Annotated in this window: 19 protein-coding genes and 1 riboswitch; of the genes, 7 read left to right on the forward strand and 12 right to left on the reverse strand. The window is 72.3% G+C overall.

Going from position 1 to position 18878, the window contains the following annotated elements; genetic code table 11:
• The first annotated feature begins 2 nt into the window (after window positions 1-2).
• The 3 genes from ABT158_RS04510 to ABT158_RS04520 all read left to right on the forward strand — a co-directional run bounded on the left by ABT158_RS04510 (window position 3) and on the right by ABT158_RS04520 (window position 3042).
• Window positions 3-1148 carry an AMP-binding protein gene (locus ABT158_RS04510; protein WP_352350823.1) on the forward strand — a complete coding sequence of 382 codons (1146 nt, stop codon included), beginning with the start codon at window positions 3-5 and terminating at the stop codon, window positions 1146-1148.
• Between the two features lie 46 nt (window positions 1149-1194).
• Window positions 1195-1545 carry a hypothetical protein gene (locus ABT158_RS04515; RefSeq protein WP_352350825.1) on the forward strand — a complete coding sequence of 117 codons (351 nt, stop codon included), beginning with the start codon at window positions 1195-1197 and terminating at the stop codon, window positions 1543-1545.
• 171 nt (window positions 1546-1716) lie between these two features.
• Window positions 1717-3042 carry an RNA polymerase sigma factor gene (locus tag ABT158_RS04520; RefSeq protein WP_352350827.1) on the forward strand — a complete coding sequence of 442 codons (1326 nt, stop codon included), beginning with the start codon at window positions 1717-1719 and terminating at the stop codon, window positions 3040-3042.
• Window positions 3043-3214: 172 nt separating this feature from the next.
• Here ABT158_RS04520 and ABT158_RS04525 read toward each other — a convergent pair whose 3' ends face one another.
• Window positions 3215-3613 carry a hypothetical protein gene (locus tag ABT158_RS04525; RefSeq protein WP_352331214.1) on the reverse strand — a complete coding sequence of 133 codons (399 nt, stop codon included), beginning with the start codon at window positions 3611-3613 and terminating at the stop codon, window positions 3215-3217.
• A gap of 130 nt (window positions 3614-3743) precedes the next feature.
• Between ABT158_RS04525 and ABT158_RS04530 the strand changes: the two genes are divergently transcribed.
• Together ABT158_RS04530 and ABT158_RS04535 are read left to right on the forward strand one after the other, a co-directional pair.
• Complete coding sequence (locus ABT158_RS04530) at window positions 3744-4283, forward strand: TetR/AcrR family transcriptional regulator C-terminal domain-containing protein (RefSeq protein WP_352350829.1); 540 nt, start codon at window positions 3744-3746, stop codon at window positions 4281-4283.
• Between the two features lie 198 nt (window positions 4284-4481).
• The gene (locus tag ABT158_RS04535) at window positions 4482-4679 is read left to right on the forward strand and encodes a DUF5999 family protein (protein ID WP_125637444.1); all 198 of its coding nucleotides are present in this window, start codon (window positions 4482-4484) and stop codon (window positions 4677-4679) included.
• Here ABT158_RS04535 and ABT158_RS04540 read toward each other — a convergent pair.
• Window positions 4636-5271 (reverse strand): alpha/beta hydrolase family protein, encoded by a 636-nt coding sequence (locus tag ABT158_RS04540; protein ID WP_352350831.1) that lies wholly within the window; start codon window positions 5269-5271, stop codon window positions 4636-4638. The two genes, ABT158_RS04535 and ABT158_RS04540, sit on opposite strands and share 44 nt — an antisense overlap.
• 82 nt (window positions 5272-5353) lie before the next feature.
• On the opposite strand from ABT158_RS04540, the gene ABT158_RS04545 reads away from it, so the two are divergent.
• Window positions 5354-5710 (forward strand): hypothetical protein, encoded by a 357-nt coding sequence (locus ABT158_RS04545; protein ID WP_352350833.1) that lies wholly within the window; start codon window positions 5354-5356, stop codon window positions 5708-5710.
• A gap of 18 nt (window positions 5711-5728) precedes the next feature.
• Here ABT158_RS04545 and ABT158_RS04550 read toward each other — a convergent pair whose 3' ends face one another.
• The 8 genes from ABT158_RS04550 to clsA form a co-directional block, all read right to left on the reverse strand.
• A complete protein-coding gene (locus tag ABT158_RS04550) occupies window positions 5729-6529 on the reverse strand; it encodes a tetratricopeptide repeat protein (RefSeq protein WP_352350835.1) in 801 nt (266 codons plus the stop codon).
• 127 nt (window positions 6530-6656) lie between these two features.
• Complete coding sequence (gene gcvP / locus ABT158_RS04555; RefSeq protein ID WP_352350837.1) at window positions 6657-9482, reverse strand: aminomethyl-transferring glycine dehydrogenase; 2826 nt, start codon at window positions 9480-9482, stop codon at window positions 6657-6659.
• 166 nt (window positions 9483-9648) lie between these two features.
• A riboswitch (glycine riboswitch) is annotated at window positions 9649-9745 on the reverse strand.
• A 48-nt stretch (window positions 9746-9793) separates the two neighbouring features.
• Entirely contained in the window at window positions 9794-10414 is a 621-nt protein-coding gene (locus ABT158_RS04560) for a MerR family transcriptional regulator (protein ID WP_352325612.1), read from the reverse strand.
• A gap of 147 nt (window positions 10415-10561) precedes the next feature.
• Window positions 10562-11032 (reverse strand): bifunctional nuclease family protein, encoded by a 471-nt coding sequence (locus tag ABT158_RS04565; RefSeq protein ID WP_090771501.1) that lies wholly within the window; start codon window positions 11030-11032, stop codon window positions 10562-10564.
• A gap of 132 nt (window positions 11033-11164) precedes the next feature.
• Entirely contained in the window at window positions 11165-11791 is a 627-nt protein-coding gene (ftsR, locus tag ABT158_RS04570; protein ID WP_352350839.1) for a transcriptional regulator FtsR, read from the reverse strand.
• A gap of 23 nt (window positions 11792-11814) precedes the next feature.
• Entirely contained in the window at window positions 11815-12327 is a 513-nt protein-coding gene (locus ABT158_RS04575; RefSeq protein ID WP_352325615.1) for a double zinc ribbon and FHA domain-containing protein, read from the reverse strand.
• Window positions 12328-12588: 261 nt separating this feature from the next.
• On the reverse strand, window positions 12589-15093 hold the full coding sequence (locus tag ABT158_RS04580; protein ID WP_352350841.1) for a sugar phosphate nucleotidyltransferase: 2505 nt from the start codon (window positions 15091-15093) through the stop codon (window positions 12589-12591).
• A 4-nt stretch (window positions 15094-15097) separates the two neighbouring features.
• The gene (gene clsA / locus ABT158_RS04585) at window positions 15098-15679 is read right to left on the reverse strand and encodes a cardiolipin synthase ClsA (protein WP_352350843.1); all 582 of its coding nucleotides are present in this window, start codon (window positions 15677-15679) and stop codon (window positions 15098-15100) included.
• A 180-nt stretch (window positions 15680-15859) separates the two neighbouring features.
• Here clsA and ABT158_RS04590 point away from each other — a divergent pair, with 180 nt between their 5' ends.
• Window positions 15860-17494: an aspartate-alanine antiporter-like transporter gene (locus ABT158_RS04590; RefSeq protein ID WP_352350845.1), complete on the forward strand. Its 1635-nt coding sequence runs from the start codon at window positions 15860-15862 to the stop codon at window positions 17492-17494.
• A gap of 51 nt (window positions 17495-17545) precedes the next feature.
• On the opposite strand, the gene ABT158_RS04595 is transcribed toward ABT158_RS04590, so the two are convergent.
• Together ABT158_RS04595 and ABT158_RS04600 are read right to left on the reverse strand one after the other, a co-directional pair.
• The gene (locus ABT158_RS04595; protein ID WP_352350847.1) at window positions 17546-18292 is read right to left on the reverse strand and encodes a GNAT family N-acetyltransferase; all 747 of its coding nucleotides are present in this window, start codon (window positions 18290-18292) and stop codon (window positions 17546-17548) included.
• Window positions 18285-18875: a phosphoribosylanthranilate isomerase gene (locus ABT158_RS04600; protein ID WP_352350849.1), complete on the reverse strand. Its 591-nt coding sequence runs from the start codon at window positions 18873-18875 to the stop codon at window positions 18285-18287. The genes ABT158_RS04595 and ABT158_RS04600 overlap by 8 nt, the downstream gene beginning before the upstream one ends.
• Window positions 18876-18878 lie beyond the last annotated feature (3 nt).

Genomic DNA, 18878 nt, shown 5'->3' on the forward strand with positions numbered 1-18878 from the left:
GCATGTGGAGGAACCCGTCGCATCCGGACCGTCCGCTGCATGCCATTGTGCAGCCTCCCGGCCCCGGCCTTTTCACCGCGATCCGCGACGCCCTCTCCGGCGACGGCCCGGCCGTCCTGCCGCTCCAGCCGGGCCACGAGCACCAGGCCCTCCAGGCTCTGCGGCCCACCCACGCCGGCGGCCAGCCGCGGCCGGGCGGCGAGGGCGTCCCCGGCGACGTGGCGGTCGTCATCGCCACCAGCGGCAGCACCGGCACGCCGAAGGGCGTGCAGCTGTCGGCCGCCGCCCTGCGCGCCTCGGCGTCGGCCTCGCTGAGCAGGATCGGGGCCGACGAGGGCGACCGGTGGTTGTGCTGCCTGCCCGTTTCCCACGTCTCCGGCCTGCAGGTGCTGGTCCGCGCCCTGCTGTCGGGCAGCGAGCCGATCATCCACCCCTCCTTCGACGTGCGGGCCGTGCTGTCCTCCGGCGCCCACCACGTCTCCCTGGTGCCGACGCAGCTCCACCGGCTGGTCGAGACGGGCGCCGACCTGTCGGTGTTCCGCACGATCCTGCTCGGCGGCGCGGCGCCCAGGGCGGGGCTGGTCGAGCGGGCCGTGGAGCTCGGCGCCCGGGTGTTCACCACGTACGGGATGAGCGAGACGTGCGGCGGCTGCGTCTACGACGGCCAGCCCCTTTACGATGTAGATCTCAAAATCGGCGAGGACGGCCTGATCAGGATCGCCGGTCCCGTGCTCTTCTCCGGCTACCGCTTCGCCGGCCGGACCGCCTTCGACGGCGACTGGTTCGTCACCTCCGACCTCGGCGAGCTGAACGGCGGCCGGCTGCGCGTGCTCGGCCGCGCCGACGACGTCGTCAACACCGGCGGCGAGAAGGTCGTGGCCGCCGTGGTGAGCGCGGTGCTCGGCACGCACCCCGAGGTCGCCGACGTGGCCGTGGCCGGCCTGCCCGACCCGGAGTGGGGCGAGGCGGTCACGGCGTTCGTGGTGCCGGCCGACCCGGCCGCGCCGCCCACGCTGGCCGAGCTGCGCGCCTATTGCCGCGACCGGCTGCCCGCCCACGCCGCGCCCCGCGACCTGCGTCTCCTCCCCCGCCTGCCGCTGCTGCCCAACGGCAAGACCGATCTCGTCCGGCTGCGGACAGGAACCTGACGCGGCGCGGCTGCGTCATAACGGGGAGAGAAGGAAGGGAGCCTTCATGAACCAGACCCGCAAGATGTGGGCGTCCGCGGCGGTCGTCGGCGTGATCGTCGTCGGCGGCGCGTCGGTCGCGGCGGCCGCCTCGGCGGGCAAGCTCGACGCGGTCGCCAAGGAGACCCGGGCCGTGGTCGACCAGCAGGCCGATCAGCAGGTCAATCAGAGCGTCGAGCAGACGTCGCCGACCGGCCGTCCGGTGCCCTCGCCCGGCGACACCGAGGGCGTCGTGGTCTCCACGGAGGTCAATCCCGATCCACGCGAGGTCATCGACTACTGGACCGACAAGCGCATGGAGGAGGCCGAGCCGATGCCCATGCCGGAGGGGACCGGAAGCTTCGAGGTGGCGGAGTAGTTCCCGCCTTCCGGGGGGTGGCGCGCCCTCTGGGCGTTCCGCCCCTTTTTCAGCGCTCCGGGAACAAATAGCGATGGATGGCGTTATTGATACTGGTGCGCCGTGCGGAGTGACCACCGCCCCACCACAACCTGCCTGATCGCTTCGACTCCGTACGGAGGAGGTGTCCTCATGCCCAGAACCGCCGTGGCGACCCCACCCGCGACTCTCGACCAGCTCATTGAACGAGGGCGAGCCCAGGGTCACCTTTCTCTGGCGGAGCTGCGCGACGCGTTCGCCGAGGCCGGCATCAGCCCCTCTGAAGGCCGCACGATTCTGCGCGAGCTCTCCGAGGCCGGCGTGAGCCTGGCTGCCGAGAACGAGCCGTCGCTGGCCAAGACCGCCGCCAGGAAGACCACCCAGAAGACCGCCCCCAAGCCGAGGAAGGCTTCCGGGGCAAAGGCTACCGGCCGCACGGCCGCCGAGGCAAAAAACCCGGTGGACGGCAAGCCCGAGCACGAGGAGGACGTGGCCCCCGACGACCTCGAACTGACGGCCGAGGACGCCGAGATCGAGACCGAGGCCATGGACCTGGACGACAACCAGTCCGTGATGGGCGACTCGGTGCACACGTACCTGAAGTCGATCGGCCGTCGTACCCTGCTCACCGCCGCCCAGGAGGTCGAGCTGGCCCGCCGGATCGAGGCCGGCCTGTACGCCGAGTACAAGCTGGAGACGAACCCCGACGTGCCGCCGTCCGTGCGCGACGACCTGCACCTGGTCATCGAGGACGGCCGGCAGGCCAAGGACCACATGCTGGAGGCCAACCTGCGCCTGGTGGTCTCGGTGGCCAAGAAGTACACCGACCGCGGCATGTCCCTGCTGGACGTCGTCCAGGAGGGCAACCTGGGGCTGATCAGGGCCGTGGAGAAGTTCGACTACACCAAGGGCTTCAAGTTCTCCACCTACGCCATGTGGTGGATCCGGCAGGCCATCCAGCGCGGCTTCGCCGACTCCGCCCGGACGATCCGGCTGCCCGTGCACGTGCTGGAGATGCTCTCCAAGCTGTCGCGGGTCGAGCGGGACATGCACCAGAGGCTGGGCCGCGAGCCCACGCCCGAGGAGCTGGCCGTCGAGCTCGACAAGACGCCGGACCAGATCGAGGAGCTGCTGCGCACCAGCCGCCAGCCGATCTCGCTCAACGCGACCATCGGCGAGGACGGCGAGACCACGATCGGCGACCTCATCGAGGACGTCGACTCGCCGGAGGCGTCGGAGATCGTCGACCGCCAGCTGCTGGGCGACCAGCTGCGCGGCGTGCTCGACAACCTCTCGCCGCGCGAGGCGAAGATCATGGCCCTGCGGTTCGGCCTGGTGGACGGCAAGCCGCACACGCTGGACGAGATCGGCAAGCACCTCGGCCTGACCCGCGAGCGCATCCGCCAGCTGGAGAAGGAGTCGCTGTCGAAGCTGCGGCACCCGAGCAACACCCGCCCGCTGCTCGACTGGGCCAGCTGACCCGCACCGCCCCGTCCGTCGCCGTCAGGACCTGACGGCGACGGCCCAGGAACGCGAGTCCCCGCCATCAGGACCTGACGGCGACGGGCCTGGAACGCACGAAGATCCCCGGCGCGCATGGCGCCGGGGCTTTCGTGTGCCTTCGGTCAGACCGGGGCTTTCGTGCCTTCGGTCAGACGGTGGCGGGCACCGGCCGGGGCACGCGCGGGATGCCCCACATGCGGTTCTCCTCGCGCAGCGTGCGCAGCCGGTCGACCTCGGCCGTCCACATGGCCCCGCGGGGGGTGGCCCTGGCCTTGCGGCGCGCGATGCGGTCGTCGTACGAGCGCACGCCGAACGTGGCCCGCTGCCCGGCCTCGGCGGCCCGCAGCGCCTCGGTCAGCGCGACGTCGAACGCCCGGCCCGCCGCCAGCAGCTCGATCTCGTCGGCCGCGGCCGCACGCAGGTCGCGCACGATCTGCTCGGCCTGCCTGGCCTTGTCAAGCAGCTGCGGGAAGCCCTTGGAGATCTCCTGGTCCGCGTGGTAGCGAACCTCGGCCTCCCGGCTCACCCGCGGACGGAAAAACGCCATCGACCCTGCCCTTCACGCAGTCTTTGCTGTTCAACCCACAAGGGTACGCCGTCCGACACCGCCCCCGAACACCGGGCGACGGACGGGGCCGCCCAGTAAGATGATCACCATGCCCGCAAAGAGACCTCCCGTGCCACTCTCCCGCGAGCGCATCATCGAGGCCGCACTCCACATCGCCGACAGCCAGGGGCTGCGCCGGCTCACCATGCGCCGGCTGGGCGACGCCCTGGAGGTGGAGGCCATGGCCATCTACCACCACCTGCCCCGCGGCAAGGAGGCGCTGATGGACGCGCTGGCCGAGCACGTCACGTCCGTGCACGTGGAGCAGGCGGCCACCTGGCAGGAGACGGCCAGAGCGTGGTGCCGGGCGGGCCGGGAGCTGCTGCGCGAGCATCCGGGCGTGCTGGCCCTGGCCCTGACCAAGCCACCCAAGGGCGCCACCGCCGTCGCCATCAGGGAGCAGACCGAGCAGCTCGCCGACGGCGGCCTGAACGACGCCCCCGAGGCCGTGCGCGCGCTGCGGGCGTTCGTGTTCGGCAGCGTGGCGGTCGAAGTCCAGCAATCCGGATGGGCTGACCCGGAAGTCGATGAATGGGTCAGGCGGGACGAAAGGGCGGATGTGGACTTCGAAAGAGGACTCGACGCTTTGCTCAAGGGGTTGCAAACGTAGTGCGCGTGTCGTGCTTGGCCCGTTATCCTGCATAAGGCACGCTGTGTCGAAGGTCACACGACCGGGGGATCCTCCTGTAACAGTCCGAACGGGCTATGTCGGACCGTGTGACCCACGTCGCACACTTGCCAGAACAACAAACCCGAGCGGCTCCCGTCCCTCTCCCGGGAGCACCCACGAGATATCGGAGGCACGCCGATGTGCCCGCACGACCCGGCCTGTCCGTCTGCCGAGGCGCCGGACCGCGAGGCAGCACGCACCCTCGCATGCCACCCCGAGCAGGGGTGGAGCCTTCTCTGCAACGGCGTCGTCCTGTTCGAGGACACCGGGGAGCTGCTGCCCAGCGGCACCGTCATCGCGCCGCACCGGCCCGACCCCCTGGTGGGCGCCGCCTGACGGCGGCGTAGCCGCCGATCCACCGGGCCACGACCTCGCCCACCCGGGCGGGGTCCCGCTTCAGGTCGTGGCCCTCGCCCGGCAGCACCACCAGCCGGGCGCAGTCCGCGGGATCCGGCACTCCGAACGGATCCCGGTCCCCGTTGACCACCAGCACGTCGACCCCGGCCCCGCGCAGTTCCTCGGCCCTGGACCGCTCCGGCTTGCCGGGCGGGTGCAGCGGGAAGGCCAGCGCCACCACCGCCGCCGCGCCCACCGCCGCGGCCGTACGGCAGGCCACCCGGGCGCCGTTGCTCCGGCCGCCCTGCACCAGCGGCAGCCCCGGCCACCCGGCGCGCACCTCGCCCAGCACCGCTTCCCATGCCTCGTCCTGCCGGGCGGCCGAGCCCGGCGCCCGCGCCCCCGCGACCCGGAACGCCTGCGACACCCTGGCCACGGTCGCCCCCACCCCGAGCGCGGCGTCGCGGACGGCCAACAGGTCGGGCGCGTCCACTCCCCCGGCCGAGCCGTGGGTCAGCACCAGCAGCAGCCGGGGCTCGGCCGCCTCGTCGACCTGCACCAGCGCCGGCCCCCGCGGAGTCATGATCTCCATGGCAGCACCGTACCTGGGGAGGATCCGCCATTGGCCCCCAGGTCTGATGACGGCGCGCCGGACAACCGGGATGATGGCTTCCATGCCAGAGATGCGCCCCATCCGGGATGACCTGCAGGCCACCCTCGACGCCCGCCGCGACCTCGGCCCCGACTACGAGGCCGCGCTCGTCGAGTCCTTCGTCGAACGGCTCGACGCCACCATCGCCGCCCGCGTCCAGGCCGAGCTGAGCGGCCACGGCCTTCCCCCGGCCAAGCCCAAGCAGCGGCAGAACAACGGCGCGGCCATGATCCCCGTCGCGCTGGGCTCGATGGGCCTCGGCATCCCGCTGACCGCCATCGCGTCCGGCAACTCGGGGCTGGTCGGCCTGACGATCACGTGGCTGGCGATCGTCGCCATCAACGTGGCCGCCGCCGTGGCCATCATGCGCCGCGGCTGAGCCTTCCCCGCACGGCGCTCAGGTGTCGCGGTGGAAGCGCAGCCGGACCTCGGCGGCCATGGTCCGGTCCTCGTGTTCGAGGCCGTAGGTCCACACCTGGCCGGCGTCCTCGGTGCGCCCGCGCAGCGGCAGCGTGCGGGCCAGCAGCTCGATGGCCAGCGCGCCCGTCTGGGGGTCGGCGCCGCTCTCGACGGCCTCGGCGAACTCGGCGCAGGCCAGTTCCAGGTGCGCGATGCCGAGCAGCACCCGCAGCCCCGGCAGCTCCCGCGCCGGGGCGAACTCCAGCGCGTCCAGCAGCAGCCCGGCGGCCTCCCCCGGGTCGCCGTACTCCAGCAGCGTCTCGGCCAGCTGGCGGGCCGCGTGCGCGGCGGCCTCGGCGTCGCCGGAGTCGAGGCTCGCGTCGAGGGCGGAGCGCAGCTCCTTGCCGGCCTCCTGCGGGCTGCCGGCCAGCCGGGCCAGCGCGAGGTGCGCAATCGGGACGTAGGCCGGCGTGCCGACGCCGAGCACCGCCTGCCAGGCGGCCCTGGCCTGGTCGTCGCGGCCCTCGCGCTCGAACCCCTGGGCCAGGTGGCAGGCGGCCTGGGCGGCGTACTCGGGATGGCCGGTGGCCAGCGCGGTGCGGGCCGCGGCGCGGGCGGCCTCGGTGTCGCCGCGCTCGTCGAGCACCACGGCCAGCCCCACGGCCGCCTGCGCCCGGTCGGGGCTGTCGGGGTCGGCGACCAGCTCGGTCAGGATCGCCGCCGCACCCTCCAGGTCGCCGCCCTCGGCCAGGCGGCGGGCGGTGTCGAGAGGCGGGGTCTCCAGCTCTGAGAACGTCAAGAGAGCTCCTTCAGGCGACGGATCGCACCGAGCCTAACGGCTCGTCGCGATCATGTCTGCTCACTTGACGGTGTAGGACTGGGCCGGGTCCGGCGCGGGCCCCCGGGCGGGGACCCGCGCGGGCGGCTCAGTCCTCGTACGCCTCCAGCGGCGGGCAGGAGCACACCAGGTTGCGGTCGCCGTACGCCTGGTCGATGCGGCGCACCGGCACCCAGTACTTGCCCTCGCGCAGCGAGGCCACCGGGTAGGCCGCCTCGGTCCGCGAGTACGGGTGGGCCCACTCGTCGGCGGTGACCGACTCGGCCGTGTGCGGCGCGTTGCGCAGCGGGTTGTCGGTCTTGTCGTAGTCGCCGGAGGCCACCTTGGCGATCTCGCCGCGGATGGCGATCATGGCGTCCACGAACCGGTCGAGCTCGTCCAGGTCCTCGCTCTCGGTCGGCTCGATCATCAGCGTGCCGGCCACCGGGAACGACATGGTCGGCGCGTGGAAGCCGTAGTCGATCAGGCGTTTGGCCACGTCGTCGACGGTGACGCCGGTCTCCTTGGTGATCTGGCGCAGGTCCACGATGCACTCGTGGGCCACCAGGCCGCCGCGCCCGGTGTAGAGCACCGGGTAGTGCGGGGCCAGCCGCCGGGCCAGGTAGTTGGCCGACAGGATGGCCTGCTCGGTGGCCGCCGTGAGGCCCTCGGAGCCCATCATCCGCACGTACGCCCACGAGATCGGCAGGATGCCCGCCGAGCCGTACGGGGCGGCCGAGACCGGGCCGACCGGGCCGCCGTCGCGCAGCGGGTGGCCGGGCAGGTAGGCCGACAGGTGGCCGCGGACCGCGACCGGGCCGACGCCGGGGCCGCCGCCGCCGTGCGGGATGCAGAACGTCTTGTGCAGGTTGAGGTGGGACACGTCGGCGCCGAACTCGCCCGGCTTGGCCAGGCCCACCAGGGCGTTGAGGTTGGCGCCGTCGACGTAGACCTGGCCGCCGGCCTCGTGCACCTTGGCGCAGACCTCGGTGATCGACTCCTCGTACACGCCGTGCGTGGACGGGTACGTCACCATGATCGCGGCGAGCCTGTCACGGTGCTTGGCGATCTTGGCGTCGAGGTCGGCCAGGTCGATGTTCCCGTCGCTGTCGCAGGCCACGACCACGACCCGCATGCCCGCCATGACGGCGCTGGCCGCGTTCGTGCCGTGGGCCGAGGACGGGATCAGGCACACGTCCCGCTCGGTGTCGCCGTTGGCCTGGTGGTAGGCGCGGATGGCCAGCAGGCCGGCGAACTCGCCCTGGGAGCCGGCGTTCGGCTGGATGGAGACCGCGTCGTAGCCGGTCACCTCGGCCAGCCAGCCCTCCAGGGTGCCGATGAGCTCCCGGTAGCCCTCGGTCTGGGCCTCCGGCGCGTACGGGTGCACGCCGGCGAACTCCGGCCAGGTGATCGGCTCCATCTCGGTGGTCGCGTTCAGCTTCATCGTGCACGAGCCGAGCGGGATCATCGAACGGTCGAGCGCGATGTCCTTGTCCTGGAGCCTGCGCAGGTAGCGCAGCATCGCGGTCTCGGAGCGGTGGCTGTGGAAGACCGGGTGGGTCAGGTAGTCCGACTCGCGCAGCAGTTCGGCCGGCAGCGCGTCGGCCTCCAGCGCCACCTCCTCGCGCTCGACGCCGAAGGCGGCCCACACCTTGACCAGCTCGGCCGCGCCGGTCTTCTCGTCGCAGGCGATCGAGACGTGGTCGTCGCCGGCCTGCCACAGGTTGACGCCCCGCTCGGCGGCGGCGGCCACCACCTCGGCGGCCCTGCCGGGCACCCGGACGAGCACGGTGTCGAAGAACTCGCCGTGCACGACCTCCAGGCCGGCCTCGCGCAGCCCGCCGGCCAGCGCGACGGCGTGCCGGTGCACGCGGTGCGCGATCCGGCGCAGGCCCTCGGGGCCGTGGTAGACGGCGTACATGCCGGCGATCACGGCCAGCAGGACCTGGGCGGTGCAGATGTTGCTGGTGGCCTTCTCGCGGCGGATGTGCTGCTCGCGGGTCTGCAGGGCCAGCCGGTAGGCGGGGTCGCCGTCGACGTCGACCGACACGCCGACCAGGCGGCCGGGCATCTGCCGCTGCAGGCCCTCGCGTACGGACATGTAGGCCGCGTGCGGCCCGCCGAACCCGAAGGAGACGCCGAAGCGCTGGGAGGAGCCGACGGCGATGTCGGCGCCCAGCTCGCCGGGGGCGGCCACGAGCGTGAGGGCCAGCAGGTCGGCGGCGGCCACGACGAGCGCGCCGGCCTCGTGCGCCCTGGCGGCCACGTCGCGGAAGTCGCGCAGGCGGCCGGAGGCGCCCGGGTACTGGACGAGCACGCCGAAGCACTCGGGCAGCTCGCCGTCGAGGTCGTGCTCGACCAGCGTGATGCCGAGCGGCTCGGCGCGGGTGGCCAGCACGGCCTTGGTCTGGGGCAGCGTGTCGGCGTCGACCACGAACACGTCGCTCTTGGACTTGCCGGCCCGGCGGGCCAGCGTCATGGCCTCGGCCGCGGCGGTGGCCTCGTCCAGCAGGGAGGCGCCGGCGACGTCGAGGCCGGTCAGGTCGGAGACGACCGTCTGGAAGTTCAGCAGCGCCTCCAGGCGGCCCTGCGAGATCTCCGGCTGGTACGGCGTGTAGGCGGTGTACCAGCCCGGGTTCTCCAGCAGGTTGCGCCGGATGACGGCGGGTGTGACGGTGTCGTAGTAGCCCAGGCCGATCATGGAGGTCAGCACCCGGTTGCGGGAGGCCAGCTCGCGCAGCTCGGCGATGGCCTCGGTCTCGCTCGCGGCGGCCGGCAGCTTGAGCCGGTCCTTGACCCTGATGGCCTCGGGCACGGCCACGGCCACCAGATCGCCGACGGACTCGAAGCCCACGGCCTCGAGCATGCGCTGCTGCTCGGACTCGGATGGGCCGATGTGCCTGGACGAGAACGGCGGAGCGGACAGGTCGGTCATGGAGGTTGCCTCCCGAGGCTTGGAGACCGGCGCCAGGGCGCGGGCGAGTGCCGGATCTCCCCCTCTGTCATCGCGACGTCATCGCGACCTGAGAGCTTCACCCCGCCGTGGGGCTTGCACCGTCGGTGAGGTGCGCCTGGCGGGCGCACCTGCTTTCCAGAGTTGCCTCACCCGAGCGGTACGGGATGCCTGAGAGATTCCGGGGAGGGTTGCTCCTTCGGCGCCCCAGGACCGCAGCCCAGGGACTCTCCCGCACGGGGTCATCAGCCTTACTCTGTCCTAGATTACTACGGTGTGTTCAGCGGTTCAGCTCACCCCGTGCGGCGTGCGCGACGCCGCTTGGCGAGCTCGTCAGCGGGATGGTCGGCCGGGACGGTGTCCTCGACCGCCGCCCGTTCCCCCGGCAGCTCCGCGAGGGAGCCCTCGACCTCTCGCCAGACCCGGCCGAGCGCGATGCCGAACACGCCCTGGCCGCCCTGGAGGAGATCGATCACCTCGTCGGCCGAGGTGCACTCGTAGACGCTGACACCGTCGCTCATGAGCGTGATCTGCGCGAGGTCGGCGACCCCGCGGTCACGCAGATGCTGCACCGCGGTGCGGATCTGCTGCAACGACACCCCGGTGTCGAGCAGCCGCTTGACGACCTTGAGCACCAGGATGTCGCGGAAGCTGTAGAGCCGCTGCGAGCCCGAGCCGTGCGCGGCTCTTATCGTGGGCTCGACCAGGCCCGTGCGCGCCCAGTAGTCGAGCTGCCTGTAGGTGATGCCGGCTGCCGAACAGGCTGTGGGCCCGCGGTATCCGATGTCGTCGGGCACCGTCGCGGGCTGCTCGTCGAAGAGCAGTCCCTGCTCTCCGGCACGCTGCCGCGCGCTCTCGCGCCGCACCGGATCTTCCTGGCCGGCCGTCTTTCCCTCGCCGCTGCTGACCGCCACGCGGACCTCCGGCTTTCTCTCATCCCATGGCCTGATCTGGGGGTTCGTAAAGGGCGACCACGGGTTTCACTTGCACCGTAGGACCGTGACCATGCCCAGTCAACGATCCGGCTCGGCGCGTCGTGAAGCGTAAATGCACTGAAATACCTACCCCGCCCTGCCGAAGTCCTCGGGAGTGATCGTGTCAAGGAACTCCCTGAACTTCTCCACCTCGTCCTCCTGGTCGTCCGGGATGATCACACCGGCCTCCTGGACCACCTCTTCGCTGGCGAAGATGCGCGCGCCGGTGCGCAGCGCCAGGGCGATCGAGTCGGAGGGGCGGGCGCTGACCTCCACACCGTTGGAGAACACCAGGTCGGCGAAGAAGATGCCGTCACGCAGGGCCACGATGTTGACCGCGCGCAGCCCGACGCCGAGCGCGCTCAGCACGTCCCTGAACAGGTCGTGGGTGAGCGGCCGGGGCGGCGGCTCCTCGGCCTGCGCCAGGGCGATCGCGGTCGCCTCGGTCATGCCGATCCAGATCGGAAGGAACCGTTCCCCGTGTGCCTCCTTGAGCAAGACGATCGGCTGATTTGTGGGCATCTCAACTCGAACGCCCACGACCTCCATCTGCAACACGGGCTGCTCCGTATTCGGCCGGCCGGTCGCCCGGCACAGCTGTTGACTGGGTCGTTTCTGCTACACGCTTATGCATTTCAACGTAACACCCGGCAGGCCTGGAATGTGCCCCGGCCTTCCAGCTCTGTGCCCTCAGCGGCCCAGGACAGACCTGACGCCGAGGCGCACCAGGGAGGCGTGCAGGTCGAGCAGGAGCGTGGACAACTCCCTGGCGGCCTCGTCGGCCTCGCCGATGGCGCCGGGCGCGCGCCGCTTGAGTATGGGCGCGACGGTCTGCTCGACCAGCCCGCACTCCCGCTCGGCGGCGGCCTTGACCGCGCGCAGGTGGCGGGCGTGCAGGCCGAAGCGGGCCAGGGCGCCGACGCTGCGCGCGATCTTCAGCGCCTCCTCGTCGTAGCGCCTGGCCACGGGGGCGAGCAGGCCGTAGTCCTCCAGCTCGGCGAGGGTCTCCTCGTCGATGCCGGCCGCCTCCAGCAGCTGGGCCCGGTCGTAGCGGACCTCCTGGGTCTGCTGCACCGCGCGCGGACGGCCGAAGCTCTCGGCCATCCTGTCCTTGATCACCCGCAGCGGCAGGTAGTGGTCGCGCTGCTCGGTCAGGATGAAACGCAACTGCTCGACGTGGAGATGGGTGAACTTGCGGTAGCCCGAGGGGCTGCGCTCGGGCTCGATCAGCCCCTCACCCTCCAAGAAGCGGATCTTGGACACGGTGACGTCGGGGAACTCGCCCTGCAGCAGGGCGAGCACCTCCCCGATGCTCATGTGCGAGCGTGCCGCCTGTGAGCTCATGCGCCGGCGTTGACCCTCATCAGGAAGACGAGGCGGAACTTGCCGATCTGCACCTCGTCTCCGGAGTGCAGGGGGACCTCCTCGATGCGCTCGCGGTTGACGTAGGTGCCGTTGAGGCTGCCCACGTCGCGTACGGAGAACTGGCCGCCGCGGTGGCGGTAGAACTCGACGTGGCGCCGGGAGACGGTGATGTCGTCGAGGAAGATGTCGCTCTCCGGGTGGCGCCCGGTCGTGGTGAGGTCTTTGTCCAGCCGGAACCGGCTGCCCTGGTTGGGCCCCCTGGTGACCGTGAGCAACGCCGTGCCGGGCGGGAGCTGTTCGACCAGCGCCCGTTCGGCCAGGAGCATGTCGCCTGTCTCAGCCTCGTACGCCTCGATTCCCGCGACCGAGATCGTCGACGTGGTGTCCCCGGAGACCTCGGGTCTGGTCAGCGGTGACCCACAGCGGGAACAGAAACGGGCATCCTCGGGGTTGGCGTGCCCGCACTGCGTGCAGTAGACGCTCGGCATCGATCGGCTCGGCCTCCTACCGCGAAGACGCGGCGACGGTGCTGGGGACGCGCCTGCCTTCGCTCTTCAAGTTTGCGAATGCCGCAACTTACGCTGATCAGCGGCAAAGGTCAAGGCGGGGCGCTGGACTGCGGTTCGGACGCTGACAAAGTTACCGCCGCCCCCACCCCGTGGTCCATGCCGCCGCGCGTTTCTACATTACGATCTTGCGGCACTCCGCGCGCACATCTCGGGCGAAGGCTTTTCCGCTACTCTACGTGATCAGACGGCCGCCTGCTCGACCACGCGGGCCCACCGTTCGAGCAGTGCCTGCGCGCCGTCCATGTCGGGGGCCTCGGCCCACAGGTCGGTCACCGGCTCGGCGGCGGCGGGCAGGATCAGCACCCACGAGCCGTCGTCGCGGGCGACCCGCACGCCGTCGGTGGTGTCCACGCGCCAGTCGTCGGGCTCGGCCTCGGCGGCCTCGATGACCGAGCGCATCACCGCGCCCTTGGCCGCCCACTGGGTCGGGACGCTCCGCCGCAGCAGCTTGACCTCGGGGATCCTGGCGTCGATCTGGCTGAGCGACAGCCGGGTGCGGGCCACCAGCCCCAGCAGGCGCATGAACGCGGCCAGGCCGTCGATGGCCGGGCTGAACTCCGGCACGACGAACCCGCCGCGCCCGTCGGCCGCGAAGATCATGTCGGCGCCCTGGGCGGCGGAGGTCAGGGCGTCGAGCGCGGTCGAGGTCCACTGCACCTGCACGCCGTGGAAGCGGCAGACCTGCTCGGCGACCCGCGTGGTGGTGACCGGCAGGGCCACCCGGCCGCCCCGGCGCTCGGCCGCCACCAGGTCCAGCACGACCAGCAGGGCGCGTTCCTCGCTGATGAGCTGGCCGGTCTCGTCCACCAGGGCGATGCGTTCGCCGACCGGGTCGAAGCGCACGCCGAAGGCCGCCCGCGAGGAGCTGACCAGCTCCGACAGGCGTTGCAGGTCACGGCGGCGCTCGGCCAGCGTCTCGGTGGGCGAGACGTCGTCGAGCCGGGCGTTGACGGTGAGCACCTCGACGCCGGCGCGGCTGAGCAGCGTGGGCATCACCAGGGAGGAGGTGCCGCCGGCGCAGTCGACCACGACCTTCATGTCCTTGACGCCGGTGACGCCGATGGCCCGCATCAGCTCGTGCGTGTAACCCTCGACGGCCCTGGCCGGGTAGTGCAGCTCGGCGATCTCGCCGGGGAAGGCCCGCCGGTACTCCTGGCGGGAGAAGACCCGCTCCAGCTTGCGCTGGGCGGCCGGGGGCAGGTCGGCGCCGCGGTCGTCCATGATGACGATGTCGACGCTCTGCGGGTCGCCGGGCGTGGTGCGCAGGGCGATGCCGCCGGCGGCCGACTCGCGGGCGGTGTGGAAGCGGGCCACGGGCAGCGGCGCGGCCTCCAGGTCCAGGACGTTGATCGCGGCGGCGGTCAGGGCGCCGATGACGGCCCGCTTGAGCGCCCTGGCGGCCAGCGAGCAGTCGCGGGAGGTGACGACGTAGGCGCCCTTGCGCAGGGTGGTGGCGTACGCGCCGGCCAGCCGGACGCACAGCTCGGCGGTGATCTCGACGTTGACCAGGCCGCTGACCCCGCGCGGGCCGAACAGGTTGCGCTGGCCGCGCGACTCCCAGATGACGCTGGTGTTGACGACCGCGCCGGCCTCGATGGTCTTGAACGGGTAGACCTTGACGCCGCTGGAGACGTACGCCTCGGCCTCGATGACGCACTCGTCGCCGATGACGGCGTTCTCCTCGACGCGGGCGCCGCCCATGACGTCGGTGCTCTTGCCGATGACGCAGCCGCGCAGGTGGGCGCCGGGGCCGACGTAGACGTTGTCGTGGACGACCGCGCGGTGCAGGAAGGCGCCCTCGCGCACGACCGCGTTGTTGCCGAGCACGGTGTACTCGCGCAGTTCGGCGCCCGCCTCCACCTTGGCGTAGTCGCCGATCAGCAGCGGGCCCTTCAGGACGGCGTCGGGGTCGACCGTGGCCGAGTCGGCCACCCAGACGCCCGGGGAGAGCTCGAAGCCGCCGATGTCGAGGCGGACCCGGCCGGACAGCGCGTCGGCCTGGGCCTTGAGGTAGCTGGCGTGGGTGCCGACGTCCTCCCAGTAGCCGCCCGCGACGTAGCCGTAGATGGGGGCGCCGCGTTCCAGGAGGGCGGGGAAGACGTCCGAGGACCAGTCGACCGGTTCGCCGTCGGCCACGGCGTCGAGGATCTCGGGCTCCATGACGTAGATGCCGGTGTTGACGGTGTCGGAGAAGACCTGGCCCCAGGTGGGCTTCTCCAGGAAGCGCTGCACGCGTCCGTTCTCGTCGAGGATGATGATCCCGAATTCGAGCGGGTTGGGCACGCGTTTCAGGCCGATGGTGACAAGAGCCGAATTTTCGCGATGAAACCGGATCATGTCGGATAAGTCGATATCTGTGAGGGCGTCGCCGGAGATGACCAGGAAGCGGTCGTCGCGCAGGCGGGCGGCGGCGTTCTTGACGCTTCCCGCGGTGCCGAGCGGCAGGTCCTCGGTGGCGTACTGGAGGTTCATGCCCAGCTCGTCGCCGTCGCCGAAGTAGTTGCGCACGAGGGCGGCCAGGAACTGCAGGGTGACGACCGTCTCGGTGATCCCGTGCCGTTTGAGCAGGCGCAGGACGTGTTCCATGATCGGGCGGTTGACCACCGGAAGCAGAGGTTTGGGCTGGTTGGCGGTCATCGGACGCAGCCGAGTCCCCTCCCCGCCCGCCATGACGACCGCCTTCACCCGATCACTCCTTCGTGGTCGCGGTTACGAGTTGGCGCACCTGCACCACATACAGGATCCCTGCCCACCAATACAGGCCGGTGCCCCAGATCGCGAAGGCCCACCCGGCAATTCGCGCTATATCGGCATACCACCCGGTGTGGGAGGCGAGGAAGAGCAGCGGGAAGGCGTACATGAGGTTGAACATGGCGGCCTTGCCCAGGAAATGCACCTGAAGTGCCTTATATCCGTGTTTGCGAAGTACGGGGAACGAACAGGCGACGAAGAGCTCCCGCGCCACGATGACGGCCACCAGCCACCACGGGATGACCTCGCGCAGCAGCAGCGCCAGGATCGTGGCGAAGACGTACAGCTTGTCGGCGGCCGGGTCGATCACCCGGCCGAGCTTGCTGGTCTGGTTGAACGCGCGAGCGATCTTGCCGTCGAGCCAGTCGGTGAACCCGGCCACGATGAGGATGGCGATGGCCCACCCGTCCGCCCTGGGCCCCAGAACCAACCAGAGGAACACGGGCACGCCGAGCAGACGCAGGAAGCTCAGCAGGTTGGGAACCGTCCAGATCCGGTCCTCGGCGGAAGTTTCGCTCACGCAGAGACCCTACTGCGTGGAACTCCGGCACAGACGCCCCACCAGCGACCATTCCCCGCTCGCCCTCTCCCGCACGGGCGCGGGGCCGGTGGGGGTTGATGGCGTTTCGCGGCATGTGGGGGCGGGAAAAGGCTGGATGATCGATCCCCCCGCGCTGCCGGCCTGCCTTGGGGGGATCGGATGTGGCCCTGGGAGTCCGGCGTGCTGCGCGACGCGCCGGAGATCGCCTTGTTCCTCTGCCTGGCCCTCGGGTTCGCCCTGGGCAGGCTCAGGTTCCGCGGGGTGGCCCTCGGCGGCGCGGCCGGGACGCTGGCCGCCGCCCTCGCCGTCGGGCTGCTGACCGGCGGCGTCGCGGTCCACCAGCAGGTGCGGGTGATCGCCTTCTCGATCTTCGCCTTCACTCTCGGCTACACCCTCGGGCCCGCCTTCTTCGCCGCGTTCTCCGGGCGCAACCTGCGGTACCTGTGGTTCACGGTCGTCGAGGTCGTCGGGGCGCTGGCGGTCGCGGCGCTGGTCGCGGACGCGCTCGGGCTCGACCCGGGCACCACGGCCGGGCTGGTCGCGGGGGCGGCGGCCGGGCCGGTGGCCTTGGGCACGGCGGCCGACGCGCTGCAGGCCGCCGGGCTCGCGCAGCAGGCGCTCGGGCCCGCGTACGTCCTGTCCTACCTCCTGGCCCTGGTCACCGTCGCGCTGCTGACCCTCAGGGCCGCGCCCGCGGCGCTCCGGTTCGACCCCCGGGAGGAGGCCGCGGCGCTGTGGCGGCGGCTGGACGGCGCGGAGGAGACGCCGCCGCCGGCGGTGCTGGGCCGGGCCCACCAGGTCACCACCGGCGAGGGCAGGACGGTCGGGCAGGCGGAGATCGCCATGGGCACCCGGGTCTCGGTGGAGCGGCTGCGCAGGAACGGCCGGCCGATCCCGTTCGGCCCCGACACGCTGCTGCAGCGGGACGACGAGGTCGTGGTGGTCGGCGTGCGGCAGGACGTCGTCAACGCCGGGGCGGTGGTCGGGCCCGAGGTTCCGGGCGGGCGGGAGCTCGACCTGGACCTGGAGGTGGCCGACGTCATGCTCGGGGGCCGGCCGCCGGCGACCGTGCGCGACCTGCGCGCCGGGCTGTCCGGCCAGGGGGTGCAGGACCTGCACGTGTGCGAGGTGCGGCGGGCGGGGTGCCGGTTGCCGGTCCGGCCCGGCACGCAGTTGTGCGCCGGTGACGTGGTGCGGGTGACCGGGCTGAAGCGGGACGTGGACCGGGCGGCGTCCTGGCTGGGGGCGCGGGCGGACGCCGGACGGCGGGCCGACGTCGTCTACCTGGCCGCCGGGCTCGTGGCGGGGCTGGTGGCGGGCCTGGCGGGCGGGCTGACGGCGTCGATCGGCTGCCTTGCGGCCGGGCTGGTGTTCGGCCGGGCACGGGCGGGACGGGCCGGCTTCGGGCAGTACGACGCCGGCGCCGCCCGGGTGGTGGGCGAGGTGGCGCTCGGCGTCTTCGTGGCGGCGCTCGGGCTGTCGGCCGGGCCGGCGGCGGTGGAACTGGTGGCGCGGCACGCCTGGCAGGTGGCCCTGGGCGCGGTCGCCACGGCCGCCGTGCCGGTGGTGATCTCGCTGGCCATGGGGGCCAAGCTGATGATGTCGCCGCCGCCGCTGGTGCTGGGCGCGGTGAGCGGGCAGCACGGCCTGACGACCGTCCTGGGCGGGGTGCGCGCGATGTCGGGGAACGGGACGCCGCTGCTGGCGTACACGGTGGTGCACGCGTTGTCGGGAGCCGTGCTGGCCCTGCTGGGCCCCGCCGCGGTGGCCCTGGCCCGCTGGGTGGGCGCCTGAGCGCGCCACCGGCCCGTCGGGGCGGCCGGGCCGGGCAACCAGGCCGGATGGTCAGGTGCGCAGGAAGGCGTGGGTGTGGCCCACCGGCTCGAAGCCGAGGCGGGCGTAGAACTGGCGCGGCCAGTCGGCGGCGTCGGCGACCAGGAACGTCAGCTCGGCGCCGGCCGTGGCGGCCAGCAGCGCGGTCAGCAGGGCGTGGGCGTGGCCCCGGCCGCGGTGGGGCCCCAGGGTGTAGACGTTCTCGATCTGGGCGACGCCTTCGTGCACGTAGAGGTCGGCGTGGGCGGCGATCTGCCCGTCGGCGGCGCGTACGGCGTGGAACTCGACCCGGTCCGCGCCGGACGCGCGGGCCGCGGCGCGGGCGGCGAGCCCGTCGACCACGGCCTGCGGCGCCTGCGGCAGCGACTCGCGCCACTCCTCGCGCAGCACGGGCAGCAGCTCCTCCAGCGCGAGCCGCTCGGCGGCGGTGGCGGCGGCGGGGCGGGCACCGCGGAAGGCCATGACGACGTTCGTCTCGTGGCCGTAGCCGGCGGCGGCGAAGGCGGGCCGGAACTCCTGGCCCAGCCGGTCGTCGTCGACGCACACCAGCCGGTGGCCGAGCCCGGCGAGCCGCTCCTCGGCGGCCGCGAGCACCGGCTCCGGGCGGCCGGTCCAGACGACGAGCTTGTTGTCGTCGTGCGACATCGGGTAGCGCTCGTCGAGCACCGCGAACCCGCCGGGGACCGGCGCGACGACGGGCGCCTTGCGCCGGGCGAAGCCGTGCACGAAGGACAGGGCCCGCGCCAGCTCGTCAGCCACCGCGCGCGGCCCGCAGGAAGGCCCTGATCAGGGCGGAGTCCTTGACGCCCGGCGCGGTCTCGACGCCGCTGGACACGTCGACCCCCCACGCGCCGGCGGCCTCGGCGGCCTCGGCCACGTTGGCCGGGTCGAGCCCGCCGGCCAGCATCCACCGGCCGGACGGGCGGCCGCGCACCGCCGCCCAGTCCCAGGGCTCCCCCGAGCCGGGACGCGGGGCGTCGACGATGAGCAGGTCTTCGTCGAAGGCGCCGCACCGCAGGTCGGCGGCGGCGTCGACGGCCCGCACGAGCGGCCGGCCGAGGTCTTTCAGCGCGGTGAAGTCGGCGTGGGGGTGGTGGCCGTGCAGCTGCACGGCGCGCACGCCCGAGGCCAGCGCGGCGGCCCTGACCTCCTCGGGGGTCTCGCCCCGGAAGACGCCCACGGTGAGCACGTGGGCCGGGATCGGCGCGGCCAGCTCGGCCGCCCGCTCGGGCGTGACCCTGCGCGGGCTCCGGGTGAGCACGAACCCGATGGCGTCGGCGCCCGCCTCGACGGCGGCCTCGACGTGCTCGGGCTCGCTCAACCCGCAGATCTTCACATACACACC

The sequence above is a fragment of the Nonomuraea sp. NPDC001636 genome, assembly GCF_040298265.1.
GTDB lineage: Bacteria > Actinomycetota > Actinomycetes > Streptosporangiales > Streptosporangiaceae > Nonomuraea.